This is a genomic window from Agarivorans sp. OAG1 (assembly GCF_037076485.1).
GTDB lineage: Bacteria > Pseudomonadota > Gammaproteobacteria > Enterobacterales > Celerinatantimonadaceae > Agarivorans > Agarivorans albus.
The window spans coordinates 658,163-676,212 of sequence record NZ_AP028990.1 but is presented as its reverse complement, the minus strand read 5'-3'; the positions used below and the strand labels follow the sequence as shown (position 1 = coordinate 676,212).

The window sequence follows — 18,050 nt, the reverse complement described above, 5'->3', positions numbered from 1 at the left end:
CCTCTTCAAAGGCTTGGCTTCAAGTGAAAATTAAAGGGGAGTGCGCCAGCTAGCAGCTACAAAAAAAGGGCTCAGCAAAAGCTGGCCCCAAACAAGGAGAACAAAAACAGATAGATTTAATTAGCTATAGCGCTATTGGCTGCGGGCGCTTGTGACTTTGTGCTAAGCGTAAACATGGCTAACACCGTGGCAGCGGCGGCAAACAAACCAAAATAGATATAACTCCAAGGGAAGCCATATTGGTCGTACATGCTGCCCATAACCGGTGACGCAATGGCGGTCATTACATTGTTAACTACTTGAAAACCAAACATATAAGTAAAGGAGTTAACTTTTCTGTCGAACTGTTCGGCAGTGTACGCAAATACCGAAATAATGAGCATTGGATTCACAATACCAAATAGCAATTTAGCCACCAGCGCTAAGTAAAAATTCTTCTCGCCTAAGCCAGCGTAACCAATCATTAATAACACCGCAGAAATGCCCGCAGCAGTTAATACTAAACTGCCTTTTGCCCCCACCTTTTTAATGATCAATGGCACCGCCATACTGAAGAAAAACAAAAAGATCGCGGTTATGCCATCCATGCTAGAACTAAAGGAAATACCTTCTTCTTGGGTGGGAAAGAAGCTTATAAAGTAACGAGTAAACTGGGTCATTGACGTCCAAAACACCACCGAAATGGTGCCTGCATAGGTCATAAAAGCCCACATTTTTGGCTGCTTAAGTAAAGCAATCACATCGGCTTTTTGGATCTTCTCTTGGGAAATAACCTCATTATCCAAGCCGTCTAAGTGGCGCACTTTAAGCAGCAAGGTACACAACAGCATGAGTACTGCAGAAACGCTGCACGCGTGGAAAATAAGATCTGGATTAATGTTATACAAAAAGCCAGCTAACACTGCCGACACGCCCCAAGCTGCAATGCCAAAACCATTCACAATACCAAAGTCACTGGCGTGGCAGCGAGCAAAGCGGTCACTGTAAGAAGCAATCACACCACTTCCTGCCTGAAACAGCATTCCCAAATACACAGAGCCAACCACAATACCAAGTGCAAAGGTTGCGCTGTTTGCCAACAAAGGACCATAGACATAAATATAGAACGGCCCAATGGCTAAACTCAGTACTGCAATAAAATAAATTAGGTGCTTTTTAAGCCCTAACTTATCCAATATGTAACCAAAGGCAGGTTTAAACAATACGGCTATGCCGGTTTGCAAACCAAACAACACTCCTATCTGCGAGCCATCAATACCCACGCGATCATTTAGCCAAACTGAAAACAACGATCCGGAGCTTAAAGACCAGAAAAAGTTGTAGAAGAAATACATTAGGCAGATTTTACCCATGGCAACGCGGTTACTATCGGTTTTCATCGAGACTCCATTTGCTTAGTCGCAACACAGTAAATACTGAATGCCGCGGTGAAATTGATGAAGTTGATACTGCCAATGATGTAAATAATCCAAGCATCCATTTACTGCACTTCCCTGCTCTGCAAACCCAACCTCAAGGATTCATTTGTAAATAAACTATTTATATATAAATATACAATCAACTAGCAAACGCTTAATTTATGATCTCTACCCCATCCCATAGGCAATATTGGCTTAATAATAACTATAAGAGCAATAAAGTGTTCCCAAGGTGAGAGTTAATCCTAGTCAGCGAAGCTTACAAGGGCAGAGTAAAGAGAGGGTGGCACAAGCGCCAGACAACCTTGCCGCAGAATGCAGAGCTAGAAAAACCACTTCATGGGAAAAGCTAGAGGATAACCAAGCTAGTTTTGTCTCGCCGTCAGCGAGCTACCGCATAAATTAGGACGCAGTAGGCATTATACGGCGCGCATTGCATAGCGCGTATTTTTGGCTGGCGCGGTGGCGGGTTTATTGAACATGCTGCAAGCTAGGAGGTACATCTTCCCATAACGATTCAGCCCTGGTTTTCTGGTAGCCGTATTGGTAAAGGCTGGTCATGTACTCTTTGGTAAAAGCTTCATCACTTATTTTAGAAAAGTCATTATCTATATAGGCAAGCCTAAAGCTCATTTGATTGTGTTGAGCAAAGTGATAAATATGCTCTACATCGCCAATTCCTTGATTGCGGATGATAGTTGAAATGGAACGTAAACCGATATCTGTAAGGTTATTATTGGTGACTTGATAATGTGGTTTTAACAAGCCATTGCGAATGACAAAGACATGCTGAGGATTACGTTCAAAGGGTAGGTTATAGTAAGCCCATTGAGGCACCAAAAACACTTGCCGAGATACGCCACCGTCTACGTGTAATTCTTCAAAGCGCTGCTGCCCATCATCAATAACAATGCTTTTTGCTGGAAATGCACCAGGTACAGAACTACTTGCAATAATGATATTTTGAATCAGTGTGATGGCCTCGTCACTGCCTACTTGAGCAATCTTTCCCACATCCCACAAAGACATTTTTTCGTTATCCAGATTGGTTGTTCCAATAACCAATAAACGTCCTTTAGCCCGCTGCTCTGCTAACTGTTTAACAATGTCGGCATCAATGTAACTTCGTACTTGATCCTCAAAGCCTGCGGTATCAAGTACTGCTTCCCCACGCAGTAAGCTCCAAATGCTTTTAACCTGAAACAAACTGCTCATTGGCGTTTCGGTATAATAATTTTTTAGGGTTGAATCATAGTCACTGCCCAAATACGCAAAAACCGAGACAATCGCGCCGGTTGATACCCCAGTCACCAAGTCAAACTCCGGCCTATCACCGTTGGCCGTCCAAGCGTTTAAGACACCAGCCGAAAAGGCACCGTTTACTCCACCTCCCGACAACGCCAAGTGGTAAATGTCACTTCCCACACCGTTATTTCGCGCTCGGCTGTCGAGGATACTTTGATACTCTTGCTCAATATTATGCTCAGTAATTTCGGTGCTTTCGCCATCCCAATATCGCAGCCCAGCGGTGGCTAATGGATACATTAACTCAGATTCTTGAGCAGCATTTCTCTCTGGTGAACTGCAGCCAACGACCATAAATAGCAGTAAAGCTAAGCAAAACCTTGAACGTATTGAAATAAGCGGGAGCGTAGACAAAGAAAAGCACTCCAATTGAAGTAAATGAATAGAATAATCGTAACAGAAAGCAAGACAAATAAATTTAGTTATTACTGTAAATAAGAGCTAGGGCTAACATCCATGCTCAGCCCAAACTGAGCAAAATTAGAAACGGTAATCTACCGACATATAAACTTGCTGCGTATCGTTTATTTTAACTCCGTGCGATTGATAATCTTGGTCTAAGTAACGGTAAGCAAGTTCTGCACTCCAGTTACTATTGATGCGATACATCACACCAGCTTGTCCGCCCCATACAAATTCTGTGGAGCTTTGATTATTAATTTCGCTGTCTGCCGCACCAATAGAAGCACCAGCAAATACACTAAATTTCTCACTAACCGGATGGATGTAATCGTAAGATGCTAAAAAGGTATTTTGACTTAATTCGTCCATGTAAGCATAAGTGCCCATCACACGGTGATTTTCGTTGATGATGGCACCACCACGCAATTGAAACGTTGCGTCATCATCTCCGCCAGTATATTCACCTTTGATATTGTCAGCTTGATAACCAACACCACCACCAACAAACCAATCTACATCTGCGTTAGCTGCGTGAGCGCCTACAGAAACTGAAGAAATAATTAGTGCGCTCAATATAGTCTTTTTATTCATAGTGTTTATTCTCGCCATTTGTAAAGAATCATCATTGGTTAACTCTATTGAGATAACCAAACCGTATTAAGAAGTAACTCTTCCTTAATAACGCGTTAAGCAGCTCGCTGTTGATTGGCGACTGCCGGCACATAATACCGATACAAATTGTTTGGATATAGCATCGCCAACATCACAAACTGTCACGAATAACATTACAATATAGTGATTATAAAATGCTGAAGGTTTTACTTACTTGGATAAATTAAGCTGACGTTTAGTTTTATGAGTGGCTTGCGCACTAACCGGGTCATCAGGCCAAGGGTGCTTGGGGTAACGCCCTTTCATCTCTTTTTTAACTTCTACATAGGCAGACTGCCAAAAGCTGGCTAAATCTTGAGTAAGCTGCAAGGGTTTGCCGCCAGGAGAGAGCAACTCTAAGGTAATAGCAACTTTATTGCCTAGCTGGGGAGACTGCGGTTGGCCAAACATCTCCTGCAGTTTAATGGCCACAACCGGAGCTTGCCCTAGTTGGTAACGAATGGCCGCCCGATTGCCGGAAGGTGCTAAATAGTGGCTAGGCACTAAACTTTCGATTTGTTGCTGTTGCTGCCAATCTAGCCGCGACTTTAAGGCCGCCAACCAATCGATATTTTTAAGCTGCTGCCATGTTCGGCAACTCGCCAAGTGCATAGTTAGCCATTGCTCTGCATCCTCTAACAGCGCTTCTTCGCTAAAATCTGCCATCGCCAGTTCGCTAAACCACTGTTGAGCACAACGCACCCGCTCAAGCCAAGCGTTGGCCTTATCGCCAATTGGCAACCAAGCAAAGCCTTTAACTCGAATCTGCTTAAGCCAAGCACTTACCACTTGTTCTGCTTCAAGCTGCTCAGCTGCTTTGGCACTTAGCACCAACTCACCTAAGCATTGCTGTTTTTCGGCGACGATTCGTTTAGCTGAATCAGACCACTGGCAATGTAACCTGCTAGTAAAGCGCTCTGCTTGTAAGGTTTTTAGTTGCGCTAAATCTAGCTGGCAAGCCAGCGCAACTTTGCCTTGGTTTCGTCCCTCAGGCCAATATAGATCGCACACCACTAAGGCATCACTTTTGCTCAATTGATGTTGCTGCTCGTCAAGTGCTAAACCAAAACCACCACTGCAGGTATAATTACTCCCTTGGCGCTTTAAGGCGATTCTGTCGGGAAACGCTTGAGCCAACAACAAGCCATCCCAATGCTCCGCTACGCCCCCAGTAGCTTTAACTTTAAAACGCTGAGCAAGTTGTTTTAATTGTTGCTGATATTGCTGCTTAGCAAGGTCTTTTAAGGCTGTAAATGCTTGGCTAAGTTGATCACTTTGATGTGAGTTATTGCTATCTAACAAAGCCGCTAACTCACAAGCTCGCCACAACAATCCTTCAACATTGTGTTGCTGCTGCCATTGCTGAGCTTGATCTAACATGGCTAACATTCGTGGCCCAACACCACTGCTATTTAGTTGCTCCGCTCGATCACTTAAACGCCCATCCTTTAGTAAAGCTAAATCACTCAACAATTGCTTGGCTTGCCCAAGGTGAGCACTAGGTGGTATGTCCAGCCATTGCAATTCACTGGCATTGGCTCCCCAATGCAGGAGTTCAATCACTAAACGACTTAACTCACTGCGAGTGATCTCTGGGCTAGCAGCAAAGGGGCGATGATTTAACTGCTCTTCGCTGTAGGCGCGATAACAATGACCAGCTTGTAAGCGCCCTGCTCGCCCTGCCCGTTGTATCGCCGATGCCTTGCAAATCATTTTAGTTTGTAAGCGCGTGGTTCCACTATTGGCATGATAACTTGCTTGGCGCTCTAAACCGCTGTCTACCACACAACTAATGCCATCAATGGTTAAACTGGTTTCGGCAATATTGGTGGCTAACACGATTTTATGTTTACCGTATTGCGCCGGACGAATAGCCGCTTGTTGCTCGGCTAAACTTAGCTTGCCGTAAAGGCTATGTAGCTGATACTCGGCCGACAATAATGGCCGCAAGTGCTGCTCAACTTGGCGAATTTCAGCATTACCCGGCAAAAACGCCAACACACTGCCAGATTGCTCGGCCATGGCTTTTGCCACTAACTGAGCAAAGCGCTCGCTCCATTGCCAATCACGTTTAATGGTGTGATAACTATAAGTAATGGGAAAACTGCGACCTTGGCTTTCTAGTATCTGCGCCTCGGGCAATAGCTTGCTCAAGGCATCACTTTCAAGCGTTGCCGACATAATCATTAGCTTTAACTCTGGGTTAAAAGCCTGCTGCACTTCTAGGCTAAGCGCTAAACCTAAATCGGCATGAATGCTGCGCTCGTGAAATTCATCGAAGATCACCATCGCTACGCCATCAAGCTCAGGGTCTTGCTGAATCAAGCGGGTTAATATGCCTTCGGTTACCACTAATAATTGGGTCTGAGAAGAATGTCGCTTGTCACCGCGCATTTGGTAGCCTACTCGCTCCCCCACCGATTCGCCCAATTGGCTTGCCAAAAACTCTGCGATATTGCGCGCAGCTAAACGCCGTGGCTCCAGCAAAATAATTTTGCCTTTAAGCTTTGCTTGTTGCAGTAACATTAGCGGTAACGCTGTCGACTTACCGGCTCCCGGTGGAGCGCACACTATGAACTGTTGTTTATTGCTCAAACTCGCCAGTAAATCGAGGAATATCTGGGTAACAGGCAATGCGCTCAAAACCGCTCCATTATTGCGAAACACTAAATCCGGCTAGTGTACCCAAAGCGTGAGAGTGACCCAAGTAAACTTATTCTCCAGCTTAGCGCTTAAGTGTTAGCATGCATTCACTATTTACTCGCTTAACAACGCTGTATGTCATTTGAATCACCATTAAAAGCTGCCACCTTAATCAAACGCTACAAACGTTTTCTCGCCGATGTAGTTCTTGAAGACGGCAGTGAAACCACCATTTACTGTGCCAACACAGGCGCTATGACTGGTTGTGCCGAACCTGGCAACACCGTTTGGTACAGTCAATCAAACAACCCTAAACGTAAGTACTCACTTAGCTGGGAGCTCAGCCAAACCAAAGATGGCGATACTATTTGTGTGAATACCGCCAAAGCAAACGAGTGGGTTGAACAAGCTATTCAACAAAACATTATTACCGAGCTAAGCGGCTATGCTCAGCTTCGCCGCGAAGTAAAATATGGCAGCGAAAACAGCCGCATCGATTTTTTGCTGGAAGACCCAAAGCGTGAAAAGTGCTACATAGAGGTGAAATCTTGTACCTTGCTGCAAAACGGTAAAGGCTATTTCCCAGATGCAGTAAGCACCCGCGGTCAAAAGCATTTACGAGAACTTATTGAAATGAAGCAACAAGGTCATCGCGCGATATTGTTGTTTGCCGTATTACACAGCGGAATAAATTCTGTTCAAGCTGCTGCTCACATCGACCCAACTTACGCAGAATTACTAGAATTAGCTAAGCAACAAGGGGTAGAAGTGCTGGCTTACAAAGCCAAACTAAACCCTCAGCAATGCAAGCTAGATCATGCCGTTCCGGTGTACTAGATCGGTCACTGCTATACTGACTTGTACATTAATATTTACATGAAATTGAGCTAAGTTTGACTCATGGCAAACTGGAACATTTTGCAAATAACGGCTAGATGATAGGGATGACGGTGACATTTTTATGACAACATCAGCAAAACATTTACTACTTTAGAGGAGTGGTCAAAAAAACAGCAAACAGTCTAATTTCTTTTACCGAGCTTAGGCAGAATTGGCAAATTCATGGCAATTCATTTGCGGTACGTTAGCCTTTCTGCTATAGATACCCGCCTAATTTACATCCTCGACTGTTTAACGAAAAAAGTCGTACGGAATTTGGGAGAGAAGTATGCCAGACGGCAAAAAGAAAACACTAGGTGTGCTCTCTATCGCAGGGGTTGAACCATATCAAGCTCAGCCTGGCGAAGAGTACATGAACGATGCTCAGTTAGACCACTTCCGAACTATTCTTGAAGCGTGGCGCAACCAACTTCGTGAAGAAGTTGATCGCACTGTAACGCATATGAAAGACGAAGCGGCTAACTTCCCTGATCCAGTTGACCGCGCAGCGCAAGAGGAAGAATTCAGCCTTGAACTTCGTACTCGCGACCGCGAACGCAAGCTGATCAAAAAAATCGAGAAGACCTTACTTAAAATTGAAGATGACTTCGGTTTTTGTGATGCCTGTGGTGTGGAAATCGGCATTCGCCGTTTAGAAGCTAGACCAACAGCTGATCTGTGTATCGATTGCAAAACCTTAGCTGAGATCAAAGAGAAACAACTGGTCGGCTAGTTTTTGTTTAAAGCCAAGGCAGATAAGCTAATCACTCTATCTGCCTAGCTTTATATTGTAAGAATTTTACTATGAGCGCTAAGCCCTACGTAGGCCGTTTTGCCCCTTCCCCTTCAGGCCCCTTACACTTAGGCTCTTTAGTTGCCGCCGTTGGCAGCTACCTTCAAGCTCGTCATCACCAAGGTCAATGGTTAGTTCGCATTGAAGACATCGATCCGCCGAGAGAACAAGCCGGTGCGAGTAAACTTATCCTGCAACAGCTAGAACAGTTTGGCCTACATTGGGATGGTGAAGTCTTATATCAAAGCCAGCGCCTAGAAGCGTACCAAGATCAAATTAACCATTGGCTAAACCAAGACAGTGCTTACTTTTGCCAATGTACCCGCAAACAAATAAAAGCTTCCGGCGGCTACTATCTTGGTACTTGTCGCCATCTACAGTTAACTGGCCAAGATCAAGCCGTGCGATTACAAAGCACGCGGGCCATTGAACAATTTGAAGATGTGGCTTACGGCACAGTAAATATTCCAGCTGCCTTAGCCAAAGAAGACTTCATCATAAAACGCCGTGACGGCCTATATGCCTATAATCTAGCGGTGAGTTTAGATGACGCCGAACAAGGGATTACCGAAGTTGTAAGAGGTGCAGATTTAATTCTTACCACTGGTAGGCAGTTAGCCATTTTTGAGCTTTTAGCTAAACCTGCTCCAAATTATTTGCATCTTCCATTAGTGCTTGATGAAAGTGGCAATAAACTCAGTAAGCAAAACCACGCGCCTTCTATTTCGGGCAAGCAAAATCAGCAATTACTGCTGCAAGCCTTAAGATATTTAGGGCAAACGAGCGAAGCCGACTGGCTTGAACTAAGCTGTGAGCAAATACTAATCAAGGCTCTAGAAAATTGGCGGCTTTCTGTAGTACCAAAAATCTCACTAGACAGCCAGTGAATTAGTTGTATTTCTTTGTAAAAAAGCTATATTAGCGCCTTATTTTTCACCATGTAGATAATGCGCGCTCAAGGGGGCACCCATTTTACGCAAACTCGCCAAAGTATATAAGCGGATCATCAAGCCAAATAGCGCTGAGCCAGTAGGCTTGGAGCAACAGGTGATCCCTCGTGCTGAGCACAATATTTCTCGCCAAGACATCAGCGAAAACGCCCTTAAGGTGCTTTATCGCTTACACAAGTCGGGCTACAACGCTTATTTAGTGGGCGGTGGCGTGCGTGACTTATTGCTAGGCAAGCAACCTAAAGACTTTGACATTGCAACCAATGCTACCCCTGAGCAGATTAAAGCCTTATTCCGCAATTGTCGGTTAGTTGGCCGCCGTTTTCGTTTGGCACACATTTTATTTGGCCGAGAAATTATTGAAGTAGCCACCTTCCGTGGTCATCATGACAACGCCAATGCCAATACCGAATCAAAACGCAGTGAAGAAGGCATGTTACTGCGCGACAACGTGTACGGCAGCATCGATGAAGATGCAGAGCGTCGCGACTTCACCGTAAATGCGCTGTATTACAACATTGCCGACTTTTCCGTTGTCGATTTTGCGGGTGGTATAAATGATATTGCGGAGCGCCGCTTACAATTAATTGGTGATCCAGAAACGCGCTACCGTGAAGATCCAGTAAGGATGCTTCGAGCGGTGCGTTTTGCGGTTAAACTGGACTTTAGCATTGCGCCTGAAAGCTGTGACCCAATTGCACAATACGGTCACCTACTGAAAGATATTCCCGCGGCGCGCCTATTTGAAGAATGTTTAAAGCTATTCTTAGGCGGCGATGGTAAATCTACCTTCAAAATGCTGGCCGATACTCAACTACTTTATCCGCTATTCCCGCTGTTAAAACCCTTGTTACAACAATGGGATGAAGACGCACCAGAGCTACGCTTTATGCTCATGGCCTTAGCCAGCACCGATAAGCGGGTACGTGGCGACCAAAAAGTAACGCCTGCCTTTGTATTTGCAGCACTGCTGTGGCCACTATTAGAAATAAAGAAAGACGAATTACTCATAGAGCTTTCTTTAGGCGAGCATGACGCATCGGCAATGGCGATGAACTGGTTGCTCGACCAACAGTGTAAGAGCGTAGCGATACCAAAACGCTTCACCACTGGCATTCGCGAAATATGGCAGCTACAGGCTCGCCTAGATCGTCGTTTTGGTAAACGCGCCTTCCAAACCTTTGGTCATCCGCGCTTTAGAGCTGCTTTCGACTTTTTAGAGTTGCGTGCTAAAGCCACTCAAGACAAACACCTTGGCGAGTTGGCCCAATGGTGGCAACAATGGCAACGCAGTAACGAGCAAGGCCGCAATACCATGGTTCGCGAGTTAAATAAAAACTCAGGCCGCAGCAAAAGCCGTCGTCGTCCGCGTAAGCCAAAAAAGACTGACAGTTAATAATGACCACTTGCTTCCTGGCCTTAGGCAGTAATTTAGTCAACCCGCTCCATCAAGCCATCGCAGCTAGGCGTGCTCTAGCGGCCTTGGCTGAACTCGATGTTGTTGCTAGCTCTTCACTGTATCAAAGCCGCCCAATGGGGCCACAAGATCAGCCGGACTATCTGAATGCAGTACTCCAGCTAGAAACTGATTTGGCACCACTCGACTTACTCGATCTTTGCCAAAAGATCGAATTAGAACAAGGTCGCGAACGTAAAGAACAACGTTGGGGCCCTAGAACCCTAGACCTCGATATATTGCTTTATGGCAAACAAATCATCGATACACCACGACTAACCGTGCCGCACTATGGAATGAAGCAGCGAGAGTTTGTATTATTACCGCTCGCTGAAATTGCCAATGATTTATGCTTACCAGACGGAAGTTTGGTGCAACAGTTAGCAGAATCTATCGACAGCAACGGCTTACAAGTTTTTAAATGCCCCCAAGAGTGGGCTTAAAGCTAATATTCACTAACAAATTTGCCTCGTAGTTTGAGGCAAACGGTAACGAACTATGAGCAGATTTACAGTTTCTCACTTACAAAAGTTTAAACAAAACAACGAGAAATTCTCCTGTATCACCGCTTACGATGCGAGCTTTGCTGCATTGTTTGATGAGTTAGGCATGCATATGCTGTTAATTGGTGATTCACTAGGCATGGTACTGCAAGGTCACAAAGATACCTTGGCAGTAAGCATTGATGATATTGCCTACCATACTCGCTGTGTTGCTCGTGGCACCGAAAAAACTATGATCGTAGCCGACATGCCTTTTATGTCTTACGCTACTCCAGAGCAAACTTACCAAAACGCCGCCAAGCTTATGCAAGCCGGTGCGCAAATGGTAAAAGTAGAAGGTGGAGAATGGTTAAGCCCTACCATTAAAGGCTTGGTTGAGCGCGGTGTTCCAGTATGTGGTCACCTTGGTTTAACGCCTCAATCTGTGCATTTGTTTGGTGGTTATAAAGTTCAAGGCCGCGGCGAGCAACAAGCTCAAGAGATGTTGCAGCATGCTAAGCAACTAGAAGCAGCCGGTGTTCAATTGTTGGTATTAGAATGCATTCCTACAGAACTCGCTAAACTCATCACGGAAGCCTTAAGCATTCCGGTAATTGGCATTGGCGCAGGTAACGTAACCGATGGTCAAATCCTCGTAATGCATGATGCTTTTGGCATTAGCAAGGGCCACATTCCTAAGTTTTCTAAAAACTTCTTAGCTGAAACCGGCGATATTCGCGGTGCAATTAGTCTCTATTTGGAGCAAGTTGCTTCAGGTGAGTTCCCAGGTGAAGCACAGAGTTTTAGTTAATGCTTAAAGTTGTAGAACAGCCGAGTGAATTACGCTCGGCCCTAGATGCCGCGCGCCTAAAAGGTCGAAAAATTGGCTTTGTTCCCACCATGGGCAATCTGCATGCTGGCCATATTGCGCTAGTTAATGAAGCCCAAAAAAGCTGCGATGTAGTGGTGGTGTCTATTTTTGTTAATCCGCTGCAATTTAACAACAGCAGTGATTTAGCCAACTACCCTCGCACCCTAGAACAAGATATTTCAGCGCTAAACCAAGCTGGTGCTGATTTTGTGTTTACCCCTAGCGCTGAAGTACTTTACCCAAATGGTTTGGAAGCAGAGACTAAAGTAACAGTGCCTGTTCTTTCAGACATTCTGGAAGGCGAATTACGCCCTGGTCATTTTGATGGCGTCTCGACTGTGGTTTGTAAGCTGTTTAATCTGGTGCAGCCACATTTGGCAGTATTTGGTGAAAAAGACTATCAGCAGCTCGCGCTTATTCGCAAGATGACCGCAGATCTGTTACTGCCAATTGAAATTATTGGCCTTGCTACGGTAAGAGAAGCGAGTGGTTTAGCCATGAGCTCACGCAACAACCGCTTAAGCGGCGAGCAACTGCAAACCGCGCCACTATTAGCAAAAGAGATGCGGAACATCGCATCACAGCTAAACCACTACAATCAAGCTGAACTTAGCAAAGCAGCCCAACAAACGCTGGAAAACAACGGATTTAAGTGCGACGGTATCGATATCGTAGACGCCGAAAGCCTAAGCCCCCTATCCCCCCAATCTCGCTCTGCTGTTATTCTAATGGCCGCCTTCCTCGGAGAAGTAAGGCTAATAGATAACTGCGTGATTGAACTACACTAATTTCGTCGATTAAAAGAGAGAACGTCAATGCAAACCACTATGCTAAAAGGCAAACTTCACCAAGCACGCGTAACCCATGCAGAGCTCAACTATGAAGGCTCTTGTGCTATCGACCAGGATGTTTTGGATCAAGCAGGTATTCTCGAATACGAGAAAATTGATATCTATAATATTGAGAATGGCGAGCGTTTTTCTACTTACGCAATCTCTGGTGAACGCGGCTCAAAAATCATCTCAGTAAATGGCGCAGCAGCACGTCGCGCAGCCGTGGGCGACCGAGTCATTATTTGTGCTTATGTTGGTATGAGCAACGAAGAAGCTAAGTCTCATAAACCTTCTTTGGTTTACCTAAACGAGAACAACGATATCGTTAGAACCAGCAAAGATATTCCAGTTCAATTAGCTTAGCACCAAAGCTGTGCAGGCTTTAAAATGGCGCACCATCTACGTGCGCCATTTTTGTACCTTTTGTCATAAAACAGCAAATAAACCCTTACATTTAACCTCATCGCAACATCACCAAAATATCTCTCCAACAATAAAATCAAAACTAGCGATAAGTTTGCCTTATTAAGGACTTACCAAAGCTTTGGTTTGTTTTTTGCTGTAAAGAACTAAAGATTGAAGTTTGTAGCGCAGGGAGCGGTCGTGCTAAGTATTTATCTGGTATTGCTGGTGTTATTTGTCTTAGCATTAATACCTATTCCATCAATAGTATCCAGCCATCGTCGAGCTGATAATCAACAACAGGTTGAACATACACAATTGCTGCAATCGCTCAATCATATGACAAGAAGACATTGGCGAATGCAGGCTCAGAAGCTCTCTGACCCACTGTTTTCGCCTGCTGAGCTAGATGGCACCAAAGAGCAAATTGAAGAAATAATGGTGTTGCTACAAGCTCAAAACAACTACCGCTACTGTGCCAAGGTAGAACAGATTATTTTACATTGGCAAGCACTTGCCCACTGCCAAAACCTAAGCCAACTTCGCCACTATCATCAGCAAATATTGCAACTCACCCAACTGACCACCAGCGACTCTTTTAAACAAAACACTCAAAAGGGAACAGTCTTTGCTTTGACTCCTAATAAGTAAATATGCGGATACGTATAAAGGAGTTTAAATGCGTAGTGCAGCCACTATTTTTTATAGCTTTCTGTTTGGTTTTTTAGTGCTTATAGGATTGAGCATTATTGACCTACAACAGCAGCAAAGCCTCACTAACCTCGCTTTAGTCTGTTTAAGCTTGTGTTTAAGTGGCCTCACCTTAAGTGTGCTCAAACTGTTGATGCAACAAATTGAGCAACCAGACAAGGTACACAGTAAAGGCTTAGCCAGCTACCTATTCCAAGACACTCGTCACCAGCAACTCGAACTGCTAAGAGAACAGCAACGCCGAGTATTAGAACAGCAAGATGCCTTAGACGAAATCAGTCACTGCTCAAAAGAATTGTCATTGCAGGCTCAGTCGGTAGCTTCGGGCGCAGTGCAACAAGCAGATGCTAGCCAAGCCTCTGCCAGCGCGGTAGTAGAAATGAGTGAAAGCATTAAGGATGTTGCCGAGCAAGTTAAGCTGGTAGCGGAAGCCAGCTTTGAAGCCAAGCGCTTTTCGGAATTGGGCCAAGAGGCCGCTTTAGTTGCTCAACAAGGTACCGAAAAAATGGTGGCTAAAGGAGAAGTTAGCCTTGAGAAGGTGACCCAATTACACCAGAAATCGAACACCGTAAGCAGCATTTCAAAAACCATTGAAGAAATAGCTGAACAAACGAACTTATTGGCACTTAACGCCTCCATCGAAGCCGCTCGTGCAGGTGAGCATGGTCGCGGCTTTGCCATTGTGGCCAACGAAGTAAGAAATCTTGCTAACCGCAGTCATCAATCTGCCAACGAAATCAGCGACAGTATGCGTGAAGTACAACGTAACATTAATGAAGTGCTCGAGCACATTACTCAGCTAACCACCCAAGCTCAAGAGATTCAAGACACTGTGGATAATTCACGCCAGCAACTTAAGCTGATTTACACCAAAAACCAAGAGCTTCAAGCCCAAACAGAAATGATAGCGAGCAACAGTGAACAACAACACGCGGCAACTATCGAGCTTTCTGCTCACATCAACCAAGTAGCAGACTCCGCCCGAGAAAACACCGCCAGCGCCGAGCAAAGCGCCGACATTGCCAAACACCTTAGCGTGTTAAGTCAGCAAGGAGCGTAATATGAATACTAGCGTTATTATTGCCACTAGCGTAATTAGCCTACTGCTAATATCAGTTGCTATCTCTTGGTTATTAGCCAAGCGCCGCACTCAACAGCAGTACGCAGGCCTTGCAGCATTAAAGCAGCTAAAGAACTTGGTGGTATCGCTGCAAAAACATCGCGGCCTAAGTTGCGCCATTCTAAATGGCGACCAACAGCAATCTGCCGCATTAAATGCGCAACAAAAGCAAATTGTAAGCGCCCACCTTAGCTTAAGCGAAGACAGCTTTGTATCGCGCCAAGCTCGTTGGGATAGCTTTAATCAACACTGGCCAAGGCTACAGCAAAATTGGCCAAGCAATAACTTAGAGAACAACATTGCTCAACACAGTTTGATGATCAAAAACTTGCTGTTTTTGTCTCAAGACCTAGCCAGCTTTTACTGCTTATCTAGCCTAAGTAAGCAACATAAAAACATCGACTTTTTGTGGTTTGAACTGTTGGAAACAGCTGAATCAATTGGTCAAGTAAGGGCGCTAGGCAGCGGTTTGGCAGCCGCCAAACAAAGCAGCAGTGTTGAGCGAATCCGTTTGGCTTTCTTGCACAATAAAATCGCCCAAATTGATTCGCAATCACTTAACCATTTTGCTCATAGCTTTATTCCCAATGACCCAGCTTATCAGCCCTTGTTGGAACAGCTACTTGATACCATAGAGGTTGAGTTGATCAACAAACCTCAGCCGACTATTTCGGTGAATGAGTATTTTCAGCAGGCGAGTAAAGTACTGGAAGGGCTATACCAACTATTTGATGCTGGAATAGCCCATTTAGAAGCGCAGCAGCACGCTAAACATTAGCTAGTCTAAGTGGCTACGCAGCTGCCAAAGTTGCTGGCCACTGTTTTGATATTTACGTTCAAAAGCAGTAATTGGTGTACCGGTTTTAAAGCTATTTAGCTGGCTTGAATGGCCAGCTAATTCTAGCGCTACTTGAAACTCTTCCAAGTAAGTTTGCCAGTTACTGCGCAGTTCGAGTTGCCCACCAAGCTTAAGCAAATAAGGGAACACGGCACTGCCGTGCCAACGACGCTGCAAGTGTCGCGACTTTGGCCAAGGATTCGGGTATAGGATGTAATGATGACTAGGCTGCCACCCAGCTTCCACGGCCAAACGCCAAAAGTCGTTTAAATCCACTTGCAGTAACAAGTAGTTTTGCCCAGCTTGGTCAAAATGCGCCTGGTGCTTAGTTAGCCGATGGGCAGATTTATCCATGCCAATCACCAGAGCATCAGGGTGCAATTCAGCCAAGGCTGCAGTGCTCACACCCGTACCACAGCAAGAATCAAACACCAGAGGTCGCGCCGCCGCCTCTACCTGCTTTTCTAACTGCAAAAATGCTTCTAGAGTATGCTGGCGATAAGGCTTTTTGAACTCTTCATCAAGGTGGCGCTGTACCACCTTGTTTAAGTTTTCGTGGATACCTTGCTGGTTAGAGCTAACGCTACGAGAGTTGCCTTCCATTATGCTCTCAACCCGTAACCGCGTTTGATCAAGATATACGCCCAGGTATACAAGATGGCGATAAAGCCCAAGATCATGCTAAATGAAAAATACAGCGATACATCGGTTATGCCCAAGAAGCCAAACCGAAAGGCGTTAACCATATAAACAATCGGGTTGATTTTCGACACTCCCTGCCAAAACTCAGGCAGTAAACTAATTGAATAGAATACCCCTCCCAAGTAAGTAAGCGGCGTTAAGATAAAGGTAGGGATGATGCTAATGTCATCAAAGGTATTGGCGTAAATCGCATTAATAAGCCCACCTAATGCAAACAGTATTGAGGTTAACAACACCGTGAGCATAATCGCGGCAACACTGTGTAACTGCAGAGGAACAAAGAATAGCGATACCATTGTTACAATAAAGCCAACACATAAGCCACGAGCAACACCACCACCAACAAAACCAAAAATGATGATGTAGTTTGGTACCGGCGCGACGAGCAGCTCTTCAATGTTTCGCTGAAACTTACAGCTAAAAAACGAAGACGCTACATTGGAGTATGAGTTGGTAATCACTGACATCATAATCAAACCAGGAACAATGAATTCCATGTAGCTATAGCCACCCATTTGACCAATTCGCGAACCAATCAGGTTACCAAAAATAACAAAATACAGGCTCATAGTAATGGCAGGCGGTACCAAGGTTTGCACCCAAATTCGACCAAAACGAATGATTTCTTTACTTAAAATGCTTTTTAAAGCGGTGCCATACAATGCGAGCTTCATGCTTGCCTCCCTTGAGCAACTAAGGTGACAAATAGTTCTTCTAAACGGTTAGCTTTATTGCGCATGCTATGAACCACCACACCTGTTTCATCCAGCAAGCGAAACACTGCATTTAAGCCTTGGCTTTTTTCTACATCAACTTCCAAGGTGTGATCGTCAACTAAGCGTGATTCGAAACCAGCTAGCTCCACCGCTTGCTGGCGGCTTTCAATATCAAAAATAAAGGTTTCTAGGTTTAACTTTGAGAGAAGCTGCTTCATTGAAGTGTTTTCTACCAGCTCACCCTTATCGATAATACCGATATTGCGGCACAGCATTTCAGCTTCTTCCAAGTAGTGAGTAGTTAGAATAATAGTTATGCCTTGGCTATTAAGCTGCTTCAAGAAATCCCACATTGAACGACGTAGCTCTATGTCTACACCGGCGGTTGGCTCATCCAAGATAAGCAACTTTGGCTCATGCATTAAGGCTCGCGCAATCATCAATCGGCGCTTCATACCACCGGATAATTCGCGCGCTCGGGCATTGCGTTTTTCCCACAAGTCCAATTGGGCGAGGTACTTTTCTGCGCGTTGCATCGCAAGAGGCCGCGGCACGCCATAGTAACCTGCTTGATTCACCACAATTTGCAACACTGTTTCAAATTGGTTGAAATTAAACTCTTGGGGAACAAGACCAACATAAGACTTGGCTGCTTCCAAATCGGTATCAATGTCATGCCCAAAAATCTTAACCGAGCCAGCAGACTTATTTACCAAAGAGGTAATCACCCCAATCGAGGTCGACTTACCCGCTCCATTTGGGCCTAACAACGCAAAGAAATCTCCTTGCTCAACCACTAAATCGAAGCCTTTTACCGCTTGCACCCCACCGGGGTAGGTTTTCTTCAAACCTTGAATCGCTAACGCCTGCATAATCAC

18 protein-coding genes are annotated in these 18,050 nt (G+C 45.0%); 11 read left to right on the top strand and 7 right to left on the bottom strand.

Features of this window, described 5'->3' with window-relative positions; translation table 11 throughout:
- Positions 1 to 116 precede the first annotated feature (116 nt).
- The 4 genes from OAG1_RS03205 to hrpB all read right to left on the bottom strand — a co-directional run bounded on the left by OAG1_RS03205 (position 117) and on the right by hrpB (position 6,419).
- Positions 117 to 1,379: an oligosaccharide MFS transporter gene (locus OAG1_RS03205; protein WP_338623884.1), complete on the bottom strand. Its 1,263-nt coding sequence runs from the start codon at positions 1,377 to 1,379 to the stop codon at positions 117 to 119.
- A 510-nt stretch (positions 1,380 to 1,889) separates the two neighbouring features.
- Entirely contained in the window at positions 1,890 to 2,963 is a 1,074-nt protein-coding gene (locus OAG1_RS03200) for a patatin-like phospholipase family protein (RefSeq protein WP_338623881.1), read from the bottom strand.
- A gap of 240 nt (positions 2,964 to 3,203) precedes the next feature.
- The gene (locus tag OAG1_RS03195) at positions 3,204 to 3,716 is read right to left on the bottom strand and encodes a porin family protein (RefSeq protein WP_152785954.1); all 513 of its coding nucleotides are present in this window, start codon (positions 3,714 to 3,716) and stop codon (positions 3,204 to 3,206) included.
- Positions 3,717 to 3,947: 231 nt separating this feature from the next.
- On the bottom strand, positions 3,948 to 6,419 hold the full coding sequence (gene hrpB, locus OAG1_RS03190) for an ATP-dependent helicase HrpB (RefSeq protein ID WP_338623878.1): 2,472 nt from the start codon (positions 6,417 to 6,419) through the stop codon (positions 3,948 to 3,950).
- A 135-nt stretch (positions 6,420 to 6,554) separates the two neighbouring features.
- Between hrpB and sfsA the strand changes: the two genes are divergently transcribed.
- From sfsA to OAG1_RS03135, 11 genes are all read left to right on the top strand, one after another.
- A complete protein-coding gene (sfsA, locus tag OAG1_RS03185) occupies positions 6,555 to 7,256 on the top strand; it encodes a DNA/RNA nuclease SfsA (protein WP_338623875.1) in 702 nt (233 codons plus the stop codon).
- A 331-nt stretch (positions 7,257 to 7,587) separates the two neighbouring features.
- A complete protein-coding gene (dksA, locus tag OAG1_RS03180; protein ID WP_016403587.1) occupies positions 7,588 to 8,031 on the top strand; it encodes an RNA polymerase-binding protein DksA in 444 nt (147 codons plus the stop codon).
- A 71-nt stretch (positions 8,032 to 8,102) separates the two neighbouring features.
- Positions 8,103 to 8,978 (top strand): tRNA glutamyl-Q(34) synthetase GluQRS, encoded by an 876-nt coding sequence (gene gluQRS, locus OAG1_RS03175; protein WP_338623871.1) that lies wholly within the window; start codon positions 8,103 to 8,105, stop codon positions 8,976 to 8,978.
- Between the two features lie 160 nt (positions 8,979 to 9,138).
- Positions 9,139 to 10,437: a polynucleotide adenylyltransferase PcnB gene (gene pcnB, locus OAG1_RS03170; RefSeq protein WP_338623870.1), complete on the top strand. Its 1,299-nt coding sequence runs from the start codon at positions 9,139 to 9,141 to the stop codon at positions 10,435 to 10,437.
- Between the two features lie 2 nt (positions 10,438 to 10,439).
- Positions 10,440 to 10,940 carry a 2-amino-4-hydroxy-6-hydroxymethyldihydropteridine diphosphokinase gene (folK, locus tag OAG1_RS03165; RefSeq protein WP_338623868.1) on the top strand — a complete coding sequence of 167 codons (501 nt, stop codon included), beginning with the start codon at positions 10,440 to 10,442 and terminating at the stop codon, positions 10,938 to 10,940.
- Positions 10,941 to 10,995: 55 nt separating this feature from the next.
- Positions 10,996 to 11,790, top strand: coding sequence for a 3-methyl-2-oxobutanoate hydroxymethyltransferase (gene panB, locus OAG1_RS03160; RefSeq protein WP_016403583.1), 795 nt, complete (start codon positions 10,996 to 10,998; stop codon positions 11,788 to 11,790).
- Entirely contained in the window at positions 11,790 to 12,638 is an 849-nt protein-coding gene (gene panC / locus OAG1_RS03155; RefSeq protein WP_338623864.1) for a pantoate--beta-alanine ligase, read from the top strand. Before panB ends, panC begins: the two co-directional genes overlap by 1 nt.
- Before the next feature lie 27 nt (positions 12,639 to 12,665).
- A complete protein-coding gene (gene panD, locus OAG1_RS03150; RefSeq protein ID WP_016403581.1) occupies positions 12,666 to 13,046 on the top strand; it encodes an aspartate 1-decarboxylase in 381 nt (126 codons plus the stop codon).
- Positions 13,047 to 13,286: 240 nt separating this feature from the next.
- Positions 13,287 to 13,736: a hypothetical protein gene (locus tag OAG1_RS03145; protein WP_338623862.1), complete on the top strand. Its 450-nt coding sequence runs from the start codon at positions 13,287 to 13,289 to the stop codon at positions 13,734 to 13,736.
- A 28-nt stretch (positions 13,737 to 13,764) separates the two neighbouring features.
- On the top strand, positions 13,765 to 14,856 hold the full coding sequence (locus OAG1_RS03140) for a methyl-accepting chemotaxis protein (protein ID WP_338623859.1): 1,092 nt from the start codon (positions 13,765 to 13,767) through the stop codon (positions 14,854 to 14,856).
- 1 nt (position 14,857) lies between these two features.
- Entirely contained in the window at positions 14,858 to 15,694 is an 837-nt protein-coding gene (locus OAG1_RS03135; RefSeq protein WP_016403578.1) for a nitrate- and nitrite sensing domain-containing protein, read from the top strand.
- Here the strand turns inward: OAG1_RS03135 and OAG1_RS03130 are convergent, their stop codons facing one another.
- The 3 genes from OAG1_RS03130 to OAG1_RS03120 are packed head-to-tail and all read right to left on the bottom strand — an operon-like array spanning position 15,695 to position 18,044.
- Positions 15,695 to 16,357, bottom strand: a complete 663-nt coding sequence (locus OAG1_RS03130) for a methyltransferase domain-containing protein (RefSeq protein WP_338623854.1) — start codon at positions 16,355 to 16,357, stop codon at positions 15,695 to 15,697.
- On the bottom strand, positions 16,357 to 17,130 hold the full coding sequence (locus OAG1_RS03125) for an ABC transporter permease (protein WP_338623851.1): 774 nt from the start codon (positions 17,128 to 17,130) through the stop codon (positions 16,357 to 16,359). The genes OAG1_RS03130 and OAG1_RS03125 overlap by 1 nt, the downstream gene beginning before the upstream one ends.
- A complete protein-coding gene (locus OAG1_RS03120; RefSeq protein WP_016403575.1) occupies positions 17,127 to 18,044 on the bottom strand; it encodes an ABC transporter ATP-binding protein in 918 nt (305 codons plus the stop codon). Before OAG1_RS03120 ends, OAG1_RS03125 begins: the two co-directional genes overlap by 4 nt.
- Between the last annotated feature and the right edge of the window lie 6 nt (positions 18,045 to 18,050).